General features: G+C 59.5%; 13 protein-coding genes. 12 read left to right on the forward strand and 1 reads right to left on the reverse strand.

What is annotated here, in order from left to right:
* The first annotated feature begins 36 nt into the window (after positions 1-36).
* The 12 genes from mgrA to BSU04_RS44580 all read left to right on the forward strand — a co-directional run bounded on the left by mgrA (position 37) and on the right by BSU04_RS44580 (position 13,872).
* Positions 37-1,080, forward strand: a complete 1,044-nt coding sequence (gene mgrA, locus BSU04_RS44525) for an L-glyceraldehyde 3-phosphate reductase (RefSeq protein WP_089166526.1) — start codon at positions 37-39, stop codon at positions 1,078-1,080.
* A 628-nt stretch (positions 1,081-1,708) separates the two neighbouring features.
* The gene (locus BSU04_RS44530; protein ID WP_089166527.1) at positions 1,709-2,479 is read left to right on the forward strand and encodes a ferredoxin--NADP reductase; all 771 of its coding nucleotides are present in this window, start codon (positions 1,709-1,711) and stop codon (positions 2,477-2,479) included.
* Positions 2,480-2,823: 344 nt separating this feature from the next.
* Positions 2,824-4,221, forward strand: coding sequence for an amino acid permease (locus tag BSU04_RS44535; RefSeq protein ID WP_089166528.1), 1,398 nt, complete (start codon positions 2,824-2,826; stop codon positions 4,219-4,221).
* Between the two features lie 132 nt (positions 4,222-4,353).
* Positions 4,354-5,556: a PAAR domain-containing protein gene (locus tag BSU04_RS44540; RefSeq protein ID WP_089166529.1), complete on the forward strand. Its 1,203-nt coding sequence runs from the start codon at positions 4,354-4,356 to the stop codon at positions 5,554-5,556.
* 83 nt (positions 5,557-5,639) lie between these two features.
* The gene (locus tag BSU04_RS44545; RefSeq protein WP_089166530.1) at positions 5,640-6,176 is read left to right on the forward strand and encodes a hypothetical protein; all 537 of its coding nucleotides are present in this window, start codon (positions 5,640-5,642) and stop codon (positions 6,174-6,176) included.
* A gap of 175 nt (positions 6,177-6,351) precedes the next feature.
* The gene (locus BSU04_RS44550; RefSeq protein ID WP_089166531.1) at positions 6,352-6,828 is read left to right on the forward strand and encodes a (2Fe-2S)-binding protein; all 477 of its coding nucleotides are present in this window, start codon (positions 6,352-6,354) and stop codon (positions 6,826-6,828) included.
* An 85-nt stretch (positions 6,829-6,913) separates the two neighbouring features.
* Positions 6,914-9,334, forward strand: coding sequence for a xanthine dehydrogenase family protein molybdopterin-binding subunit (locus BSU04_RS44555; RefSeq protein WP_089166532.1), 2,421 nt, complete (start codon positions 6,914-6,916; stop codon positions 9,332-9,334).
* 12 nt (positions 9,335-9,346) lie between these two features.
* A complete protein-coding gene (locus BSU04_RS44560; RefSeq protein WP_089166533.1) occupies positions 9,347-10,147 on the forward strand; it encodes an FAD binding domain-containing protein in 801 nt (266 codons plus the stop codon).
* 100 nt (positions 10,148-10,247) lie between these two features.
* Complete coding sequence (locus tag BSU04_RS44565; RefSeq protein WP_089166534.1) at positions 10,248-11,135, forward strand: AAA family ATPase; 888 nt, start codon at positions 10,248-10,250, stop codon at positions 11,133-11,135.
* A 6-nt stretch (positions 11,136-11,141) separates the two neighbouring features.
* On the forward strand, positions 11,142-12,344 hold the full coding sequence (locus BSU04_RS44570) for a vWA domain-containing protein (protein WP_089166535.1): 1,203 nt from the start codon (positions 11,142-11,144) through the stop codon (positions 12,342-12,344).
* Positions 12,335-12,880 carry a CoxG family protein gene (locus BSU04_RS44575; protein WP_089166536.1) on the forward strand — a complete coding sequence of 182 codons (546 nt, stop codon included), beginning with the start codon at positions 12,335-12,337 and terminating at the stop codon, positions 12,878-12,880. The genes BSU04_RS44570 and BSU04_RS44575 overlap by 10 nt, the downstream gene beginning before the upstream one ends.
* Positions 12,853-13,872, forward strand: a complete 1,020-nt coding sequence (locus BSU04_RS44580) for an XdhC family protein (protein ID WP_089166537.1) — start codon at positions 12,853-12,855, stop codon at positions 13,870-13,872. Before BSU04_RS44575 ends, BSU04_RS44580 begins: the two co-directional genes overlap by 28 nt.
* A gap of 61 nt (positions 13,873-13,933) precedes the next feature.
* Here the strand turns inward: BSU04_RS44580 and BSU04_RS44585 are convergent, their stop codons facing one another.
* Positions 13,934-14,689 carry a glycosyltransferase family 2 protein gene (locus tag BSU04_RS44585; RefSeq protein WP_089166538.1) on the reverse strand — a complete coding sequence of 252 codons (756 nt, stop codon included), beginning with the start codon at positions 14,687-14,689 and terminating at the stop codon, positions 13,934-13,936.
* Positions 14,690-14,841: the final 152 nt, after the last annotated feature.

Genomic DNA, 14,841 nt, shown 5'->3' on the forward strand with positions numbered 1-14,841 from the left:
CCCCATTTGTCCCTTCACCAATTCGAGGATTCCGTCATGGCTTACGAAGCAGCTTCCGAACGCTATTCGGAGATGGCCTACCGCACCTGTGGCAAGAGCGGCCTGAAGTTGCCGGCGTTGTCGCTGGGTCTCTGGCACAACTTCGGCGACACCACGCCAATCTCCACGCAGCGCGACATCCTGCGCACCGCGTTCGATCTCGGCATTACGCACTTCGATCTCGCGAACAACTACGGGCCGCCGTACGGCAGCGCGGAGACGAATTTCGGGCGGCTGTTCAAGGACGATTTCCGGCCGTATCGCGACGAATTGCTGATTTCGTCGAAGGCAGGATGGGACATGTGGCCGGGGCCGTACGGCCAGGGCGGCGGATCGCGGAAATACGTGCTGGCGTCGCTTGATCAGAGCCTGCAGCGCATGGGCCTTGATTACGTCGATATCTTCTATTCGCATCGCTTCGATGCCGACACGCCGCTCGAAGAAACCGCCGGTGCACTCGCGACCGCCGTGCATTCGGGCAAGGCGCTGTACGTGGGCATTTCGTCGTATTCGTCGGCTAAAACGCGCGAGATGGCCAAGCTGCTGGCCGAGCATAAAGTGCCGCTGCTGATTCATCAGCCGTCGTACAACATGCTGAACCGCTGGATCGAGGAAGATCTGCTCGATACGCTCGATGAAGTCGGGGCGGGCAGTATCGCGTTCACGCCGCTGGCGCAGGGGCTGCTGACGGGCAAATACCTGAATGGCATTCCCGCCGACGCACGCGTCAACAAGCCGGGTGGCGGGTCGCTGAAGCAGGAGCATTTGAGCGGGAAGAATATCGAGCACGTGCGCAAGCTCAACGAACTCGCGCAGCGGCGCGGTCAGAGCCTCGCGCAAATGGCGCTGGCGTGGGCATTGCGCGGCGGGCGCGTGACGTCGGTGCTGATCGGCGCGAGCCGTCCGGAACAAGTGACGGAGAACGTCGGCGCGTTGAAGAACCTGGAGTTTTCGAAGGAAGAACTCGCCGAAATCGATCAGCACGCGACCGAAGGCGGGATCAACCTGTGGGAAAAGCCGTCGACGGATCAGCGGATTTAAGTCCGTACCGACGAGCATGAGGGGCGCGGCATTGGCTGCGTTCCCTGACTCCAGATCGAAACCGCAATACCGCTTCGACACGGACATCTGGCGCGGCGTTGGCAGCAAAGCCAGGGTGAAAGCCGGCTGGTAATGCAGGTGTCAGCGTCGGCTGTCTTCCCGTTTCGACGAAACCAGCCTGACGGCAGCAGGGCCTTTGCCTTGCTGCGCGCACGGATTGCTATCATGCGGACTCCGGAACGCTTGCTTCGCTCGCGAATGAGTTCGTTGTCCGACTTTTCACGCCCTGAGCGCCGGATCCGGACGAGCCCGAGGTTTTCGGTTATCGGCTGGTCATTCCAGTGCCGCGTGTCGAAAGAGCGCGCCTCGAACCCAGAAATCGCGTGTGCGGTAAAATAGCCGATTACGCGCGAGGCAAGCGGGGAATGCGGAACATTCGCTTCGAACGCGCGGGTCATCGCAGTTCTCGACCCGGTGCTCGCGTATCGCCGGAAATTCCGCTTTAGCAGCATCACGCATTGCTTTCGTTGCGCCTTCGAGGTGTTGTCGCCGGAATCGAGCCCGAGTTTCCCAACGGCCGCCGGAACGCACTACTGCGCCGCCCTGATTCCGCACTATCCATGAAGCCATGAGCAACCTTAATCCTCAAACCGTTCTAAGCGTCCATCACTGGACGGACACGCTGTTCAGCTTCACGTGCACGCGCGATTCCGCATTCCGTTTCGAAAATGGCCAGTTCACCATGGTCGGCTTGGAAGTCGATGGCAAGCCGCTGCTCCGCGCTTATAGCCTGGCGAGCGCGAATTACGAAGAGCACCTCGAATTTCTCAGCATCAAGGTGCAGGACGGTCCGCTGACATCGCGTCTTCAGCATTTGAAGGTCGGCGATCCAGTGTTGATCGGCAAGAAGCCAGTGGGTACGCTGGTCGCCGATAACCTCCTGCCCGGCAAGACGCTGTGGCTGCTGTCGACGGGCACGGGCCTGGCGCCGTTCATGTCGATCATCAAGGACCCGGACGTCTACGATCGTTTCGACAAGATCGTGCTCACGCACACCTGCCGTTTCGTCGATGAACTCGCGTACAAGGATTTCATCACCGAGCACCTTCCGGCGCACGAGCATCTGGGCGAGCTGATCCAGGAAAAGCTGGTGTATTACCCGACGGTCACTCGTGAAGAGTTTGCCAATCGCGGCCGGATCACGGACCTGATCGAAACGAAGAAGTTGTTCGCCGACCTGGACGTGGCGCCCTTCTCCGTGGAAAACGACCGCGTGATGCTTTGCGGCAGCCCGCACATGCTGCGCGACACGCGTCAGCTCCTCGATGAAATGGGCTTCCAGGAAGGCAGCAACAATCATCCGGGACATTACGTTGTGGAGAAGGCCTTCGTCGGCTGAGCTTGCCGTTACCGGCGTGCTGGAAAACGAAAACCGAAGCCTTTGTGCTTCGGTTTTTTCATTTGAGCGGCCGTCAACCAATCGCGATCTGCAACTCCGCGTTGCGGCAAGATGCGCTTAAAAGCGGCTTTTACTACTGTTTCAACTTACGAAAGTCGATCTCATCCCAAATTCGGTCTGATACACAATTTTCAAACGTTTTTTTAAAAACTGCGCTGACGCCGAGAAGTCAAAATTCAATTGTGTGCAACGTTTTGCGACGCTTAACTTCCTCAATCCGATAAAATCGCGGGTTTTCCCATCGATTTAGCGCACCGCGCTCGAGGTTTGAGGAGTCACCGTTCATGTCCCTGTTCCGTAAGAAAAGCATCGAGCACATGCTCGCCGGCGCGCAACGCGCCGGACTCAAAAAAACGTTGGGGGCGCTCGATCTGACGTTTCTGGGTGTCGGCGCGATTATCGGCACGGGGATTTTCGTGCTCACCGGGACCGGTGCGGTGCAAGCCGGTCCGGCGCTGATGGTGTCGTTTATTTTCGCGGCCATTGCGTGCGCGCTCGCGGCGCTGGCCTACGCAGAGTTTGCGTCGACAATTCCCGTCGCCGGATCCATTTACACGTATTCGTATGCCACGCTCGGCGAACTGGCCGCGTGGGTCATCGGCTGGGACCTGATGCTGGAATACGGGCTGGCGACCTCCGCCGTGTCGGTCGGCTGGTCGGGCTATCTCCAGTCGCTGTTGTCAGGCTTCGGCATTTCGTTGCCCATGGTGCTGACAGCGGCGCCCGGCGCCGTGCCTGGGCAATTCACCCTGTTCAACTTGCCCGCGTTTCTCGTGATGATGGTGATCACGTCGCTGTTGTCGATCGGTATCAAGGAGTCGGCGCGCGTGAACAACGTGATGGTCGCGATCAAGGTCGCGGTCGTGCTGATGGTGATTGGCGTCGGCGTATTCCACGTCACGCCGGCGAACTGGCATCCGTTCATGCCCAACGGCTGGAACGGCGTGTTCGGCGCGGCGGCCGTGATGTTCTTTGCGTTTATCGGCTTCGACTCGGTGTCGTCGGCGGCAGAAGAGGTGAAGAATCCAAAACGCGATTTGCCGATCGGCATCATTTCCTCGCTGGCGGTTTGCGCGGTGCTTTATGTGGCGGTGGCGGCCGTGGTGACCGGTATTGTTCCGGCGGCGCAGTTCGCCAATATTTCGCATCCGGTGTCGTACGCGCTGCAGGTCGTGGGGCAGAAGTGGGTAGCGGGTTTCATCGATCTGGGCGCGGTGCTCGGCATGCTGACCGTGATTTTGGTGATGAGCTACGGCCAGACCCGCATCATTTACGCGATGTCCCGCGATGGCTTGCTGCCCGCGCGTCTGTCGACGGTGCATCCGAAATTCGGCACGCCGTTCTTTACGACGTGGCTGGTGGGCCTGTTCTTCGGTTTGATCGGTGCGCTCGTGCCGCTCAACGTGCTGGCGGAACTGATCAATATTGGCACGCTGGCCGCGTTTTCGATGGTGTCTATCGCGGTGCTGATTTTGCGTCGTACGCATCCTTATCTGCCGCGTGCATTCCGTTGCCCGGGCGTGCCGGTCGTGCCGGTGCTGGCGGTCGCGGCTTGCCTGTTCCTGATGCTGAATCTGAAAGCCGTGACGTGGTTTGCATTCGTGGTATGGCTGGCAATCGGGTTGGCGATTTATTTCGGCTATTCGCGCTGGCATTCGAAACTGGGTCGCGGGGTGGAGTGACGCGCCAGGCTTGAACGTAGCTGCTGAGCTTGTGGCGCAAGCCGTCGAAAGCCGTTTCAACGCAAGTTGAAACGGCTTTCGCATTTCTCTTCGCCATCTGTTGCCTTTTTCGTTTCACGACAACTTTAGGACTTGTCTGATTCACCCACGGGTTCAGCGGTCGTTAAAAACCATGGTTTGAATCCAATAAAAGGCAAAGAACCTGTGAGACGAAATTATCTTAAGGTTGGTGATCAAGCGGATAACGGCGCAACGATCATAGAAGGTATCGATAAGGTCAGTTACGGCGGTATGTACCTGACTTATCTCTACGCGAAAGTCCGTTGTCCCGTTTGCAATACCATCGGAATGATCATTCCATCGGGACCCCGCCGCCCCGGATACTGGATGGGCAAGGAGCCAGCCTTACATAACGATCTCTGTGCCTGTAAATGCGATCCCAAGCCGCGTTTGATCTCCTCGCAGAACGGCATGTTTATGTCGTTCGAACCTCAAGAGTTAGCTGCAATGGGCTTTTCGCCGACGGGCATGCCGCTGCCAAAATCGTCATTGCCTGTGGGACGGGGGGATCAGGATCTAGCCGAATCGACGAAGAACAATCCGGCAAGCGGCCCTAGCGGCCAACCGGCAACTTATTGTTCGTATCTCGACGGGTCAAAGAGTCGAATCGATGCACCGGCAGATTTTTACGTCTCTCGAAATACTATGAGTCTGTCACCCGGAAAATCAACCCAGGTTGACTTCCCGGCGGGCGGCGCAGCAGCCGCAACGCAATACGATGCGAAGGTCGGTGGCAAAGAGATTCCGATCTTCGTGCCGACTCGGCCGCCTGCGGACGGCTTGCCGATGATCGGCGAACGCCAACTCGCGAAAGCGCTGGAAAAACTGCCGCCGCAGAACCTGGAAAATATCGGCCAAATCACGACCAATGCGAGTGCAAATCCGGAAGACGCGATCTGGCGACGCGATTATGGGCAAGCAGACTTCTCATCGGCTGCGACCGCCAGCCTCAAACAAGGCGTCGCCTTCTATCCGTGGGCCGCATGGAAAGGACAAGGCGAAATCCCTCAAAGATATATCGACAGCACGATGCTCCATGAGACAGGACATCAGGTGAGTGAGGCACTTTGGAAGAATCCTGCGATGAAGCAACGTTTTGAGGATGCGATTTCCAGCGATGGACAGGCACCGTCGCAATACGCGAGACGGAACGCGAACGAAGACTTTGCTGAATCGGGGAATATGTACTGGTCGAGCAAAGGAACGCCCTGTGAGGCAGAGGGACGCAAGCGGTATCCGGCCAGATTTGCCTACTTCGATTCAGTTAGCAAATGATGAAACTGGTCGCGCTAACTACTGCACTAGCGACGTCGATCATGCTCGTCGCTGGATGCCCGACACAAACAGAAGGAAAGGTAATGCCAAAAGATTTTTCGTTGGAAGGGTTTCAGCCGGCAAGCTTACCGCACCCTGGCACCATTACGTTTATCGAGTCGTGGACCGACATTCCCAAGCGGAAAAGTGCAGATGAATATCCCGACTCGTTCAAATTTCTTTGCCTTGACGAGAACGAGAAGGAAGTGTCTCGTGACAAAGCTAAGTGGTGCATCCCTATAGTGGAATTCGATGTTTTTTCTGTGGACGACAACGGAAAGTCAGTTCCTTTCAAAGAGGGATCCTCCATTTCGATAACTGCGTATGGACCCGGCCATCGGTTTGTCCGATCTCTGTCGACTGCGCCGCCGCCCCCATCGCCTGCGCCGCCCAATCCGAAGTCCGGCGCAGGAAGCGCAGTGCCGCCTGGGGATATTGGCGACGCTTCTCGAACGGCCTGGTCGCCGAGCGCTAACCCTCGGAACCCGGACCCATCGGCTTCCCAGTCTTTCGGCAGCGAACTGGACAAAACGCGGATGACATTCTGGGAAAGGCTCAAAAGGACAATTCTCAACATTTAACCCGGTCCCCACCCGCCTTTAGCCCAATAGCGACGGTCTTCATTTTGTGCTTTACTCATTGCTACAACAAATAACCATGAACCCAGCCAGACCCTCACACTCGTGAAGTCGCAAGGCCAGTGAAACAAAAGCGGTGAGTGAGCTTCGGCTGTTTATCCCCGAAGGAGACAGAAGCATGGCGCTCAGCATCAGTCTGACGGTCAACGGCAAAGCCGTTACCGCCACCGTCGAACCCCACATCCTGCTAGTCCAGTTTCTTCGTGAGGAGTTGCATCTCACGGGCACGCACATCGGCTGCGACACCGCCCAGTGCGGCGCGTGCACCGTTCACCTGGATGGCCGCGCGATCAAGTCGTGCAACATCCTCGCCGTGCAGGCCGACGGATCGTCGGTGACGACTATCGAAGGAATGGCGAAGGACGGCGAACTGCACCCCATGCAGGCAGCGTTCAAGGAGTGCCACGGCCTCCAATGCGGCTTCTGTACGCCCGGCATGGTGATGAGCGCGACCTCACTCGCCGCGCAAAAACCCGACCTCACCGAAGCCGATGTCCGCGAACAACTCGACGGCAATCTCTGCCGATGTACGGGGTATCACAACATCGTGAAAGCCATAGTGCAGGGCGCGCAGGCCATGAAGGCCTCGCCCTGAGCCGCCGCCCGCGCTTCCAGCCAAGCCTCACCGAACCCGCACTCACCTTTTCCGATGAAGATTCGCGCCTGAACAGGAGTCCGCGATGAACGCCCCTGAAACACCTGATACCCACCGCCTGATCGGCGCTGCCGTGAAACGCAAGGAAGACTATCGCTTCCTGACGGGCAACGGCCAGTACACCGACGACGTCGTCCTTCCGCAGCAAACCTTCGGCGTCTTCCTGCGCTCGCCCTACGCGCACGCGACGATCCGCAGCATCGACATCACCGCGGCCAAGGCCGCGCCGGGCGTCGTTGCCATCTTCACCGGCGCCGACATGGCCGGCGAAAGCGTCGGCGGATTGCCGTGCGGCTGGCTGATCCACAACATCGACGGCAAGCCGATGAACGAACCGCCGCATCCCGTGATCGCGCATACGAAAGTGCGCCATGTGGGCGATCAGGTGGCGTTGATCGTTGCGGAGTCGGTGAAGGAAGCGAAGGACGCTATCGAGTTGATCGAGGTGGATTACGACGTGCTGCCGGCCGTCGTCGATACCGCCACTGCCGCCGACCCAGGCCAGCCGCAAGTCCACGATGAAGCGCCGAACAACCTCTGCTACACCTGGGGCCACGGCGATAAAGCCGCCACCGACGCCGCCTTCGCCAAGGCCGCGCACGTGACCACGCTGGATATCGTGAATCAGCGCCTGGTGCCGAACGCGATCGAACCGCGTGCCGTGAACGCGAGTTATTCGAGGTCCGACGACAGTTACACGGTGTACGTCGCGAACCAGAATCCGCACGTCGAGCGTTTGTTGATGGCGGCGTTTGTGTTGTCGCTGCCTGAGTCGAAGCTAAGGATCATCGCGCCGGATGTCGGCGGCGGTTTCGGCTCGAAGATTTATCTGTATGCGGAAGATGTGGCGTTGACGTGGGCGTCGAAGAAAGTCCGGCGACCGATCAAGTGGACATGCGAGCGCTCGGAAGCATTCCTCTCCGATGCCCATGGCCGCGATCACGTGACGAAAGCCGAACTCGCGATGGACGCCGACGGCAAGTTCCTGGGCCTTCGCGTTCATACGACGGCCAACATGGGCGCGTATTTGTCGACGTTCGCGTCCGCGATTCCGACCATCCTGTACGCCACGCTGCTCGCCGGCCAGTACGCCACGCCCGCGATCTACGCCGAGGTGAAGGCTGTTTTCACGAACACGGTTCCCGTCGATGCCTATCGCGGCGCCGGACGTCCTGAAGCGACCTACGTGCTTGAACGTATCGTGGAAACGGCGGCGCGGGAGATGAACATTGATCCGGCTGAATTGAGGCGACGCAACTTCATCCGGTCTTGGCCGTACACCACCCCGGTTGGCCTGACCTACGATTCCGGCGATTACTCGGCGCTGCTCGACCGGGCAATGCAACTTGCCGATGTGGAAGGGTTCCCTGCACGGCGCGAGGAATCGAAGAAAAACGGCAAGCTTCGCGGGCTTGGGTATTCCTGCTACATCGAGGCGTGCGGGCTGGCGCCATCGAATCTCGCGGGTGCGTTGGGCGCGCGGGCGGGCTTGTTCGAAGCCGGCGAAATTCGCGTACATCCCACGGGTTCGGTCACCGTGTTCACCGGCTCGCATAGCCACGGTCAAGGGCACGAAACCACCTTCGCGCAAGTGGTGGCGGACCGGTTGGGGGTATCGATGGATAACATCGAGATCGTCCACGGCGACACCGGCCGGATTCCTTTCGGCATGGGTACGTACGGCTCACGGTCCATCGCGGTGGGCGGCTCGGCGATCATGAAGGCGCTCGACAAGATCGAGGACAAGGCCAAGAAAATCGCGGCGCATTTGCTGGAGGCATCCGCGGAAGACATCGAGTTCAAGGACGGCATTTTCCGGGTGGCGGGCACCGACCGGACGAAGGCGTTCGCGGAGGTATCGCTGGCGGCTTACGTGCCGCACAACTTCCCGCTCGACAAGCTCGAACCCGGCCTCAACGAAAACGCGTTCTACGATCCGAGCAACTTCACGTATCCATCGGGCGCGTATTTATGCGAAGTGGAAGTCGATCAGGACACCGGCGAAACGCGCATCCAGAAGTTCACGGCCGTGGATGATTTCGGCAACATCATCAATCCGATGATCGTCGAGGGTCAGGTGCATGGCGGGATTGGCCAGGGCATTGGTCAGGCGATGCTGGAACGTGCCGTGTATGACAACGAGAGCGGCCAGTTGATGTCCGGCTCGTTCATGGATTACGCCATGCCGCACGCGTCCGACCTACCGAATTTCGATGTGGAAACATCGAAAGGCACGCCGTGCGTCCATAACCCCTTGGGTGTGAAGGGGTGCGGCGAAGCGGGCGCGATAGGCTCGCCGCCGGCGGTGATCAACGCGATCATCGACGCGCTTTCGCCGCTCGGCGTGACCGACCTGCAGATGCCTGCCACGCCGCATCGCGTATGGGCTGCGATGCATGCCGCCGCCGATGAATCGGCCGCTCGCGGCGTTTCGACTCCCGCTTAAGAGGACTTCGACATGTACTCATTCGATTACCAACGGCCGGACCAGTCCGACGCAGCGGTGGCGTTCCTCAAGCAACACGAGGACGCCAAATATCTATCGGGCGGGCAGAGCTTGCTGCCGACCATGCGCTTGCGGCTCGCTCAGCCGTCGGCGCTGGTGGATGTGACGCGGATCGGCACGATGAAGGACATCACCTTGACGAGTGACAAGGTGACGATTGGCGGCGCGGTGTGTCATGCGCAGGTTGCGGCGAACCCGGAGGTGCAGCGCGCGCTGCCGGGGTTGGCTGACCTTGCCGGTCATATTGGCGACCGGCAGGTTCGGGAGCGCGGGACGATCGGCGGATCGCTTGCCAACGATGACCCGGCGGCGTGTTATCCGGCCGCGGTGTTGGCGTTGAACGCGACTATTGTCACGGACAGGCGGCGTATCACCGCCGATGACTTTTTCCTTGGCATGTACGAGACCGCGTTGGAGCCCGATGAGCTGATTACATCGGTTGAATTTCCGATCGCCGAGCGGGCGGGCTACGAGAAGTTTCGCAATCCCGCGTCGCACTTTGCTTTGGTTGGGGTGTTCGTTGCGAAGCATGCGGGTGGTGTGCGAGTGGCCATCACGGGTGCTGCAGCGTGCGTGTTTCGGGCTACCGAACTCGAAGCGGCCTTATCGAAAGATTTCTCGGTTGCAGCGGCGCGCGGTACATCGATTTCCGCCGATGCGCTCAACGAGGATATGCACGCGAGTGCGGTGTATCGGGCGCATTTGATTCCGATTCTTGCCGGGAGGGCTGTTGATCGGGCCAACGCGTTCTAGCTTGTTGTTCGCCCCGGTTTTTTGCTCGCGCCGATGAATGGGCTGGGGTTCTCCCGGCGCGAGCGAAACAAAGATTGACCTACCCAGACCCAGGAACCTCATGGACCCGGCATCGATCGACGAAACCCTCGCCGCCCTGGGCGGGCAGCAATACTTCGCCAGCCGCGAACTCGCAACGGGGCTTTTCCTCGCGTTGAAGATGCAGCGCCCACTTTTCCTCGAAGGCGAACCGGGCGTTGGCAAGACCGAGCTGGCAAAAGCGGCCGCCGGTTTACTCGGCACGCAAATGCTGCGGCTGCAATGCTATGAAGGTCTCGACATCGCCAGCGCACTTTACGAATGGGACTACCCACGCCAGATCATGGCGCTGCGGCTTGCCGAGGCGGCAGGCGAACAACCATCGAACGATTCGCTCTATAAAAGCGAATTCCTCCTCAAGCGCCCGCTGCTGCAAGCACTGATGCCGGACCCCTTGAATCCGGCCGCTCAACGCGTGCTGCTGATTGACGAAATCGATCGCGCCGATGAACCGTTCGAAGCTTTCCTGCTCGAGTTGCTGTCGGATTTCCAGGTATCGATTCCCGAATACGGAACCGTGCGCGCCGAGCGGCCGCCGCTGGTCGTGATGACATCGAATCGCACGCGCGAGGTCCATGACGCGCTCAAGCGACGCTGTTTATATCAATGGATTGGCTATCCGGCCCGCGATGTGGAACTGCAGATTGTGGCGGCGCGTGCGCCCGAAGCCAGCGCGGACTTGCAGGCGCGAGCCGTGGCGTTTGTGCATCGGCTGAGGACGCTCGATTTGTTCAAGGCGCCCGGCGTGGCGGAAACGATTGACTGGTGTCGTGCGCTGGCGGCGCTTTCTGTCAGTGAACTCGATCCGCAATCGGTGCAGGACACATTGGGCGTGCTGCTGAAGTACCAGGACGATCTCGCGCGCGTGGACGCCGCCGAGATCGCGCAGTGCCTCGCCGCACCGGCCTGAGCCATCATGTCCACGCCAACGCTTGCTCACAACGTCGTGCATTTCGTCCGATTGCTGCGTGGCGCGGGTCTCGCGATGTCACCGGCGCACAGCGTCGATGCGCTCGAAGCGTTGCGCTGGATCGATATCACCCGTCGCGACGATGTCCGGGCCGCGCTCGCCGCGCTAGTTGTTCATGCGCCCGACGAGCGCGAATTATTCCATCAGGCCTTCGATCTTTTCTGGCGCGATCCCGACTGGGAAGGGAAACTGCGCGCGCTATTGCTGCCGAAAGTGACGAACGGCGTGCCGCCGCCCAAGCGCAACAACCGTCTCGCCGATGCCCTCGCCGCACGCGCGGCTGCGTTGAACCCGGCGAACCAACAGCCGGACAACGTTGAACATCTCCACGCGCGCATTACGTTCAGCGCGCAGGAACGCCTGAGCCATCGCGATTTCGATACCCTTACGTCCGATGAATGGCGCGCGCTTCGACATCAAATTCGTTCGCATAGAATGCCGCTAGCCACGGAGCCGACACGGCGTTTAAAAACCGCGTCGCACGGCACGCATGCTGATCTACGGGCCAGCGCCCGCAGCGCCGTGCGTTCGGGCGGCGACTGGACGACATGGAAGTACAAGAAGGTCGTCGAGCGCCGGCCGCCGCTTGTCCTGCTGCTCGACATTTCCGGGTCGATGAGCGCGTATTCCCGGGCTGTGCTTTACTTCTGCCATGCATTGCTGCAATCGCGCGAACGCCTGCAGGTCTTCCTGTTCGGCACGCGCCTGACCAACGCCACGCGGGCGTTGCGCGAACGCGATCCCGATGTCGCGATCGCCGCTATCTCCGATCAGGTGGTCGACTGGTCGGGCGGCACGCGGATCGGCGCGGCGCTGGCCGAGTTCAACCGGCGCTGGGCGCGGCGGGTGCTCAACGGCCGCGCGACGGTGTTGTTCGTCACGGACGGGCTCGATCACGAAGCAATCGATGTCCTCGAGACCGAGATGCTCCGTTTGCGCCGCTTTGCGCATCGGCTGGTGTGGCTCAATCCGTTGCTTCGATACACCGATTTCACCCCGCGCGCGCGGGGCGTGCGGGCAATCCTGCCGCATGTCGATGCGATGCTTGCGGCTCACAACCTCGACAGCCTGAATGCTGTCGGCCGGGAGCTGGCGGCGGTGACGCGTCGAGCGGACCGGAAATCAGCCGGAGACACGTCATGGAACTGAGTGAAACGCATAATCTGCCCGTGCCGCAGAATGTCGCGTGGGCAGCGTTAAACGATACCGAAATCTTGCGCGCGTGCATTCCGGGTTGCGAAAGTATCGAAGCCGATGGCGAGAACGCGTATGCGGTGGCCATGACGGCGTCGGTCGGACCCGTAAAAGCGAAATTCAAAGGTCGCATGAATTTGGTGGACATCGACGCGCCGCACACGTACACCATCGTGTTCGAGGGACAAGGCGGGACGGCCGGTTTCGGCAAGGGGCAGGCGAAGGTCAATCTGGAACCGGGTGACAATGCGGATTCGACCACGTTGTCTTACACGGCGAATGCTCAAGTGGGCGGCAAGCTCGCGCAGATCGGCTCGCGGTTGGTGGATGGCGCGGCCAGAAAGATTGCCGGGGAATTTTTCAAACGTTTCAGCGCGCAGTTGACGCAGAGTGACGAGCCCGCTGGTGGACCCGATGAGGCGGCCGCCGACGGTGCAGGTGAAGAGAAGAAGGGGAAAAGATCATGGACAGCGTGGATCTCGAAGTCCTGAGAAACAGCGCGCGATGGCTCGAACGTGGGCATCGTGTGTTGCTGGTTACGGTTGTTAAGACGTGGGGCTCGTCGCCCCGGCCAGAAGGCGCGATGCTCGCCGTGCGCGATGACGGCGCGGTCATGGGATCGGTGTCGGGCGGGTGCATTGAAGACGACTTGATCGAGCGCGTCAGGCAGCGCGGCATCGAGCAGACGACGCCCGAAAGCGTGAAATACGGAATCTCGGCGGAAGAAGCGCATCGGTTCGGACTGCCTTGCGGCGGGACGATTCAACTGGTGCTTGAACCGTTGTCGATGGCGAGCGGTATTGCTGAATTGTGCGATGCCGTTCTCGCCGGGCGGCTGGTGACACGCACGCTCGATATGACCAATGGTGCGGTCAAGTTAGAGCCGGCGCAAGCAACGGATGGCGTTTCCTTCGACGAAACCACGCTCTCGACTATTCACGGTCCGCGGTACCGGATGCTGGTGATCGGCGCGGGGCAGTTGTCGCGGTATCTGTGCAGTATCGCGGTCGGGCTGGATTATCACGTGACCGTCTGCGATCCGCGCGAGGAGTACACGGACGAGTGGGATGTGCCGGGGACGAAGATCGTACGCACCATGCCCGACGATACCGTGATGGAAATGAAACTCGATGAGCGCTGCGCGGTGATTGCGCTAACCCACGATCCGAAGCTTGACGATCTCGCATTGATGGAAGCGTTGAAGACGGCGGCGTTTTACGTGGGCGCGTTGGGATCGCGGAAAAATAACGCGGCGCGCAGGGAAAGGCTGAAGGAGTTCGATCTCTCCGATGCCGAGTTGTCGCGCTTGCATGGGCCGGTGGGGATCTATATCGGCAGCCGGACGCCGCCGGAGATCGCGGTGTCTATTCTTGCTGAGGTGACGGCGGCGAAGAACGGCGTTTCGTTGCCAACTATTCTGCAGGTTGAAGGGGCGAAGGCTGCGCGGGAACTTGAGGGGACCGGCGAGATTTGCGGAATTTAGGTGTACGCGGCGTCGGCGCGCTTTGAACGGTTCAAAGCGTTAGCGCGCGGCGTTCAAACGTTCACGAAATATTGCCGCGAAGCTTCATGGAATGCAGCCACTGTCCTGACACTTCCGACATGCCGTAATGCACGACTGTCTCGTCGATGAGTGCCCAGACCGATAAGCCTGCCTGTCGGACTCGTCGGCAAAACGAGATATCTTCTCCCTGATATACCCCTTTCTCTTCGACCGTCTCAAAAAATCCATAGAACTTCTGGTCGGGTAGCATCGACGCATATTGTTGCGGCGGAGCGTAGCATTCCGTGAATGGTTTTGTTGCCTCGAACGCTTCACGTTGCGCTAGAAAAACACCCGTTCCGACGTGCTCGGCTTCAATGAATCCATTCGCGAAACTCACACTTCCGTCTTCCTCCGTCAGCGGGCTGACGGTGTAGTCGGCGTACTTCTCTAGCCACTGGCGTACGGTCAATCCCACATCGGCTGCAGATATAGCCCCGTCCAGATTCATTCTCCTGAACGGATATGCGACGCCTGAAACGATTTTGTTCGCGGCCAGCAGTCTCATGACTGCGGTGGCTGGGAACTTCATGTCGGTATCGAGGAAAAGGAGGTGCGTGAATTCAGGATGGTTCAGGAAATAGTTGGCGAAGAAGTTACGTGCGCGAATGATCTGGGATGACGCAACGTGCAACGTTTCGTAGGTCGAGCCTGAATCCGTCAATGCACGCGTCAAGTCGAGCAGCGAGAAGGCGAAATTGACATGGACTTCTTCACTATAGGTGGGCAGGCAGATGAGGACGTGGTGGGAGGGCATGGGGGTGTCCGTATGGGGGTGTCCGTATGGGGATGATCGAGTTTGCGCCTATAGGGAAATGGGCGATATAGTTAGGATTGTTAAAATAAATTTTCGAAATAAGATGTGGGTGTTGATTGGATATCGTGATGGTACATGGCGGAATGCGCTGG

Source organism: Caballeronia sordidicola (assembly GCF_002220365.1).
In the GTDB taxonomy this organism is placed as follows: Bacteria; Pseudomonadota; Gammaproteobacteria; order Burkholderiales; family Burkholderiaceae; genus Caballeronia; species Caballeronia sordidicola_C.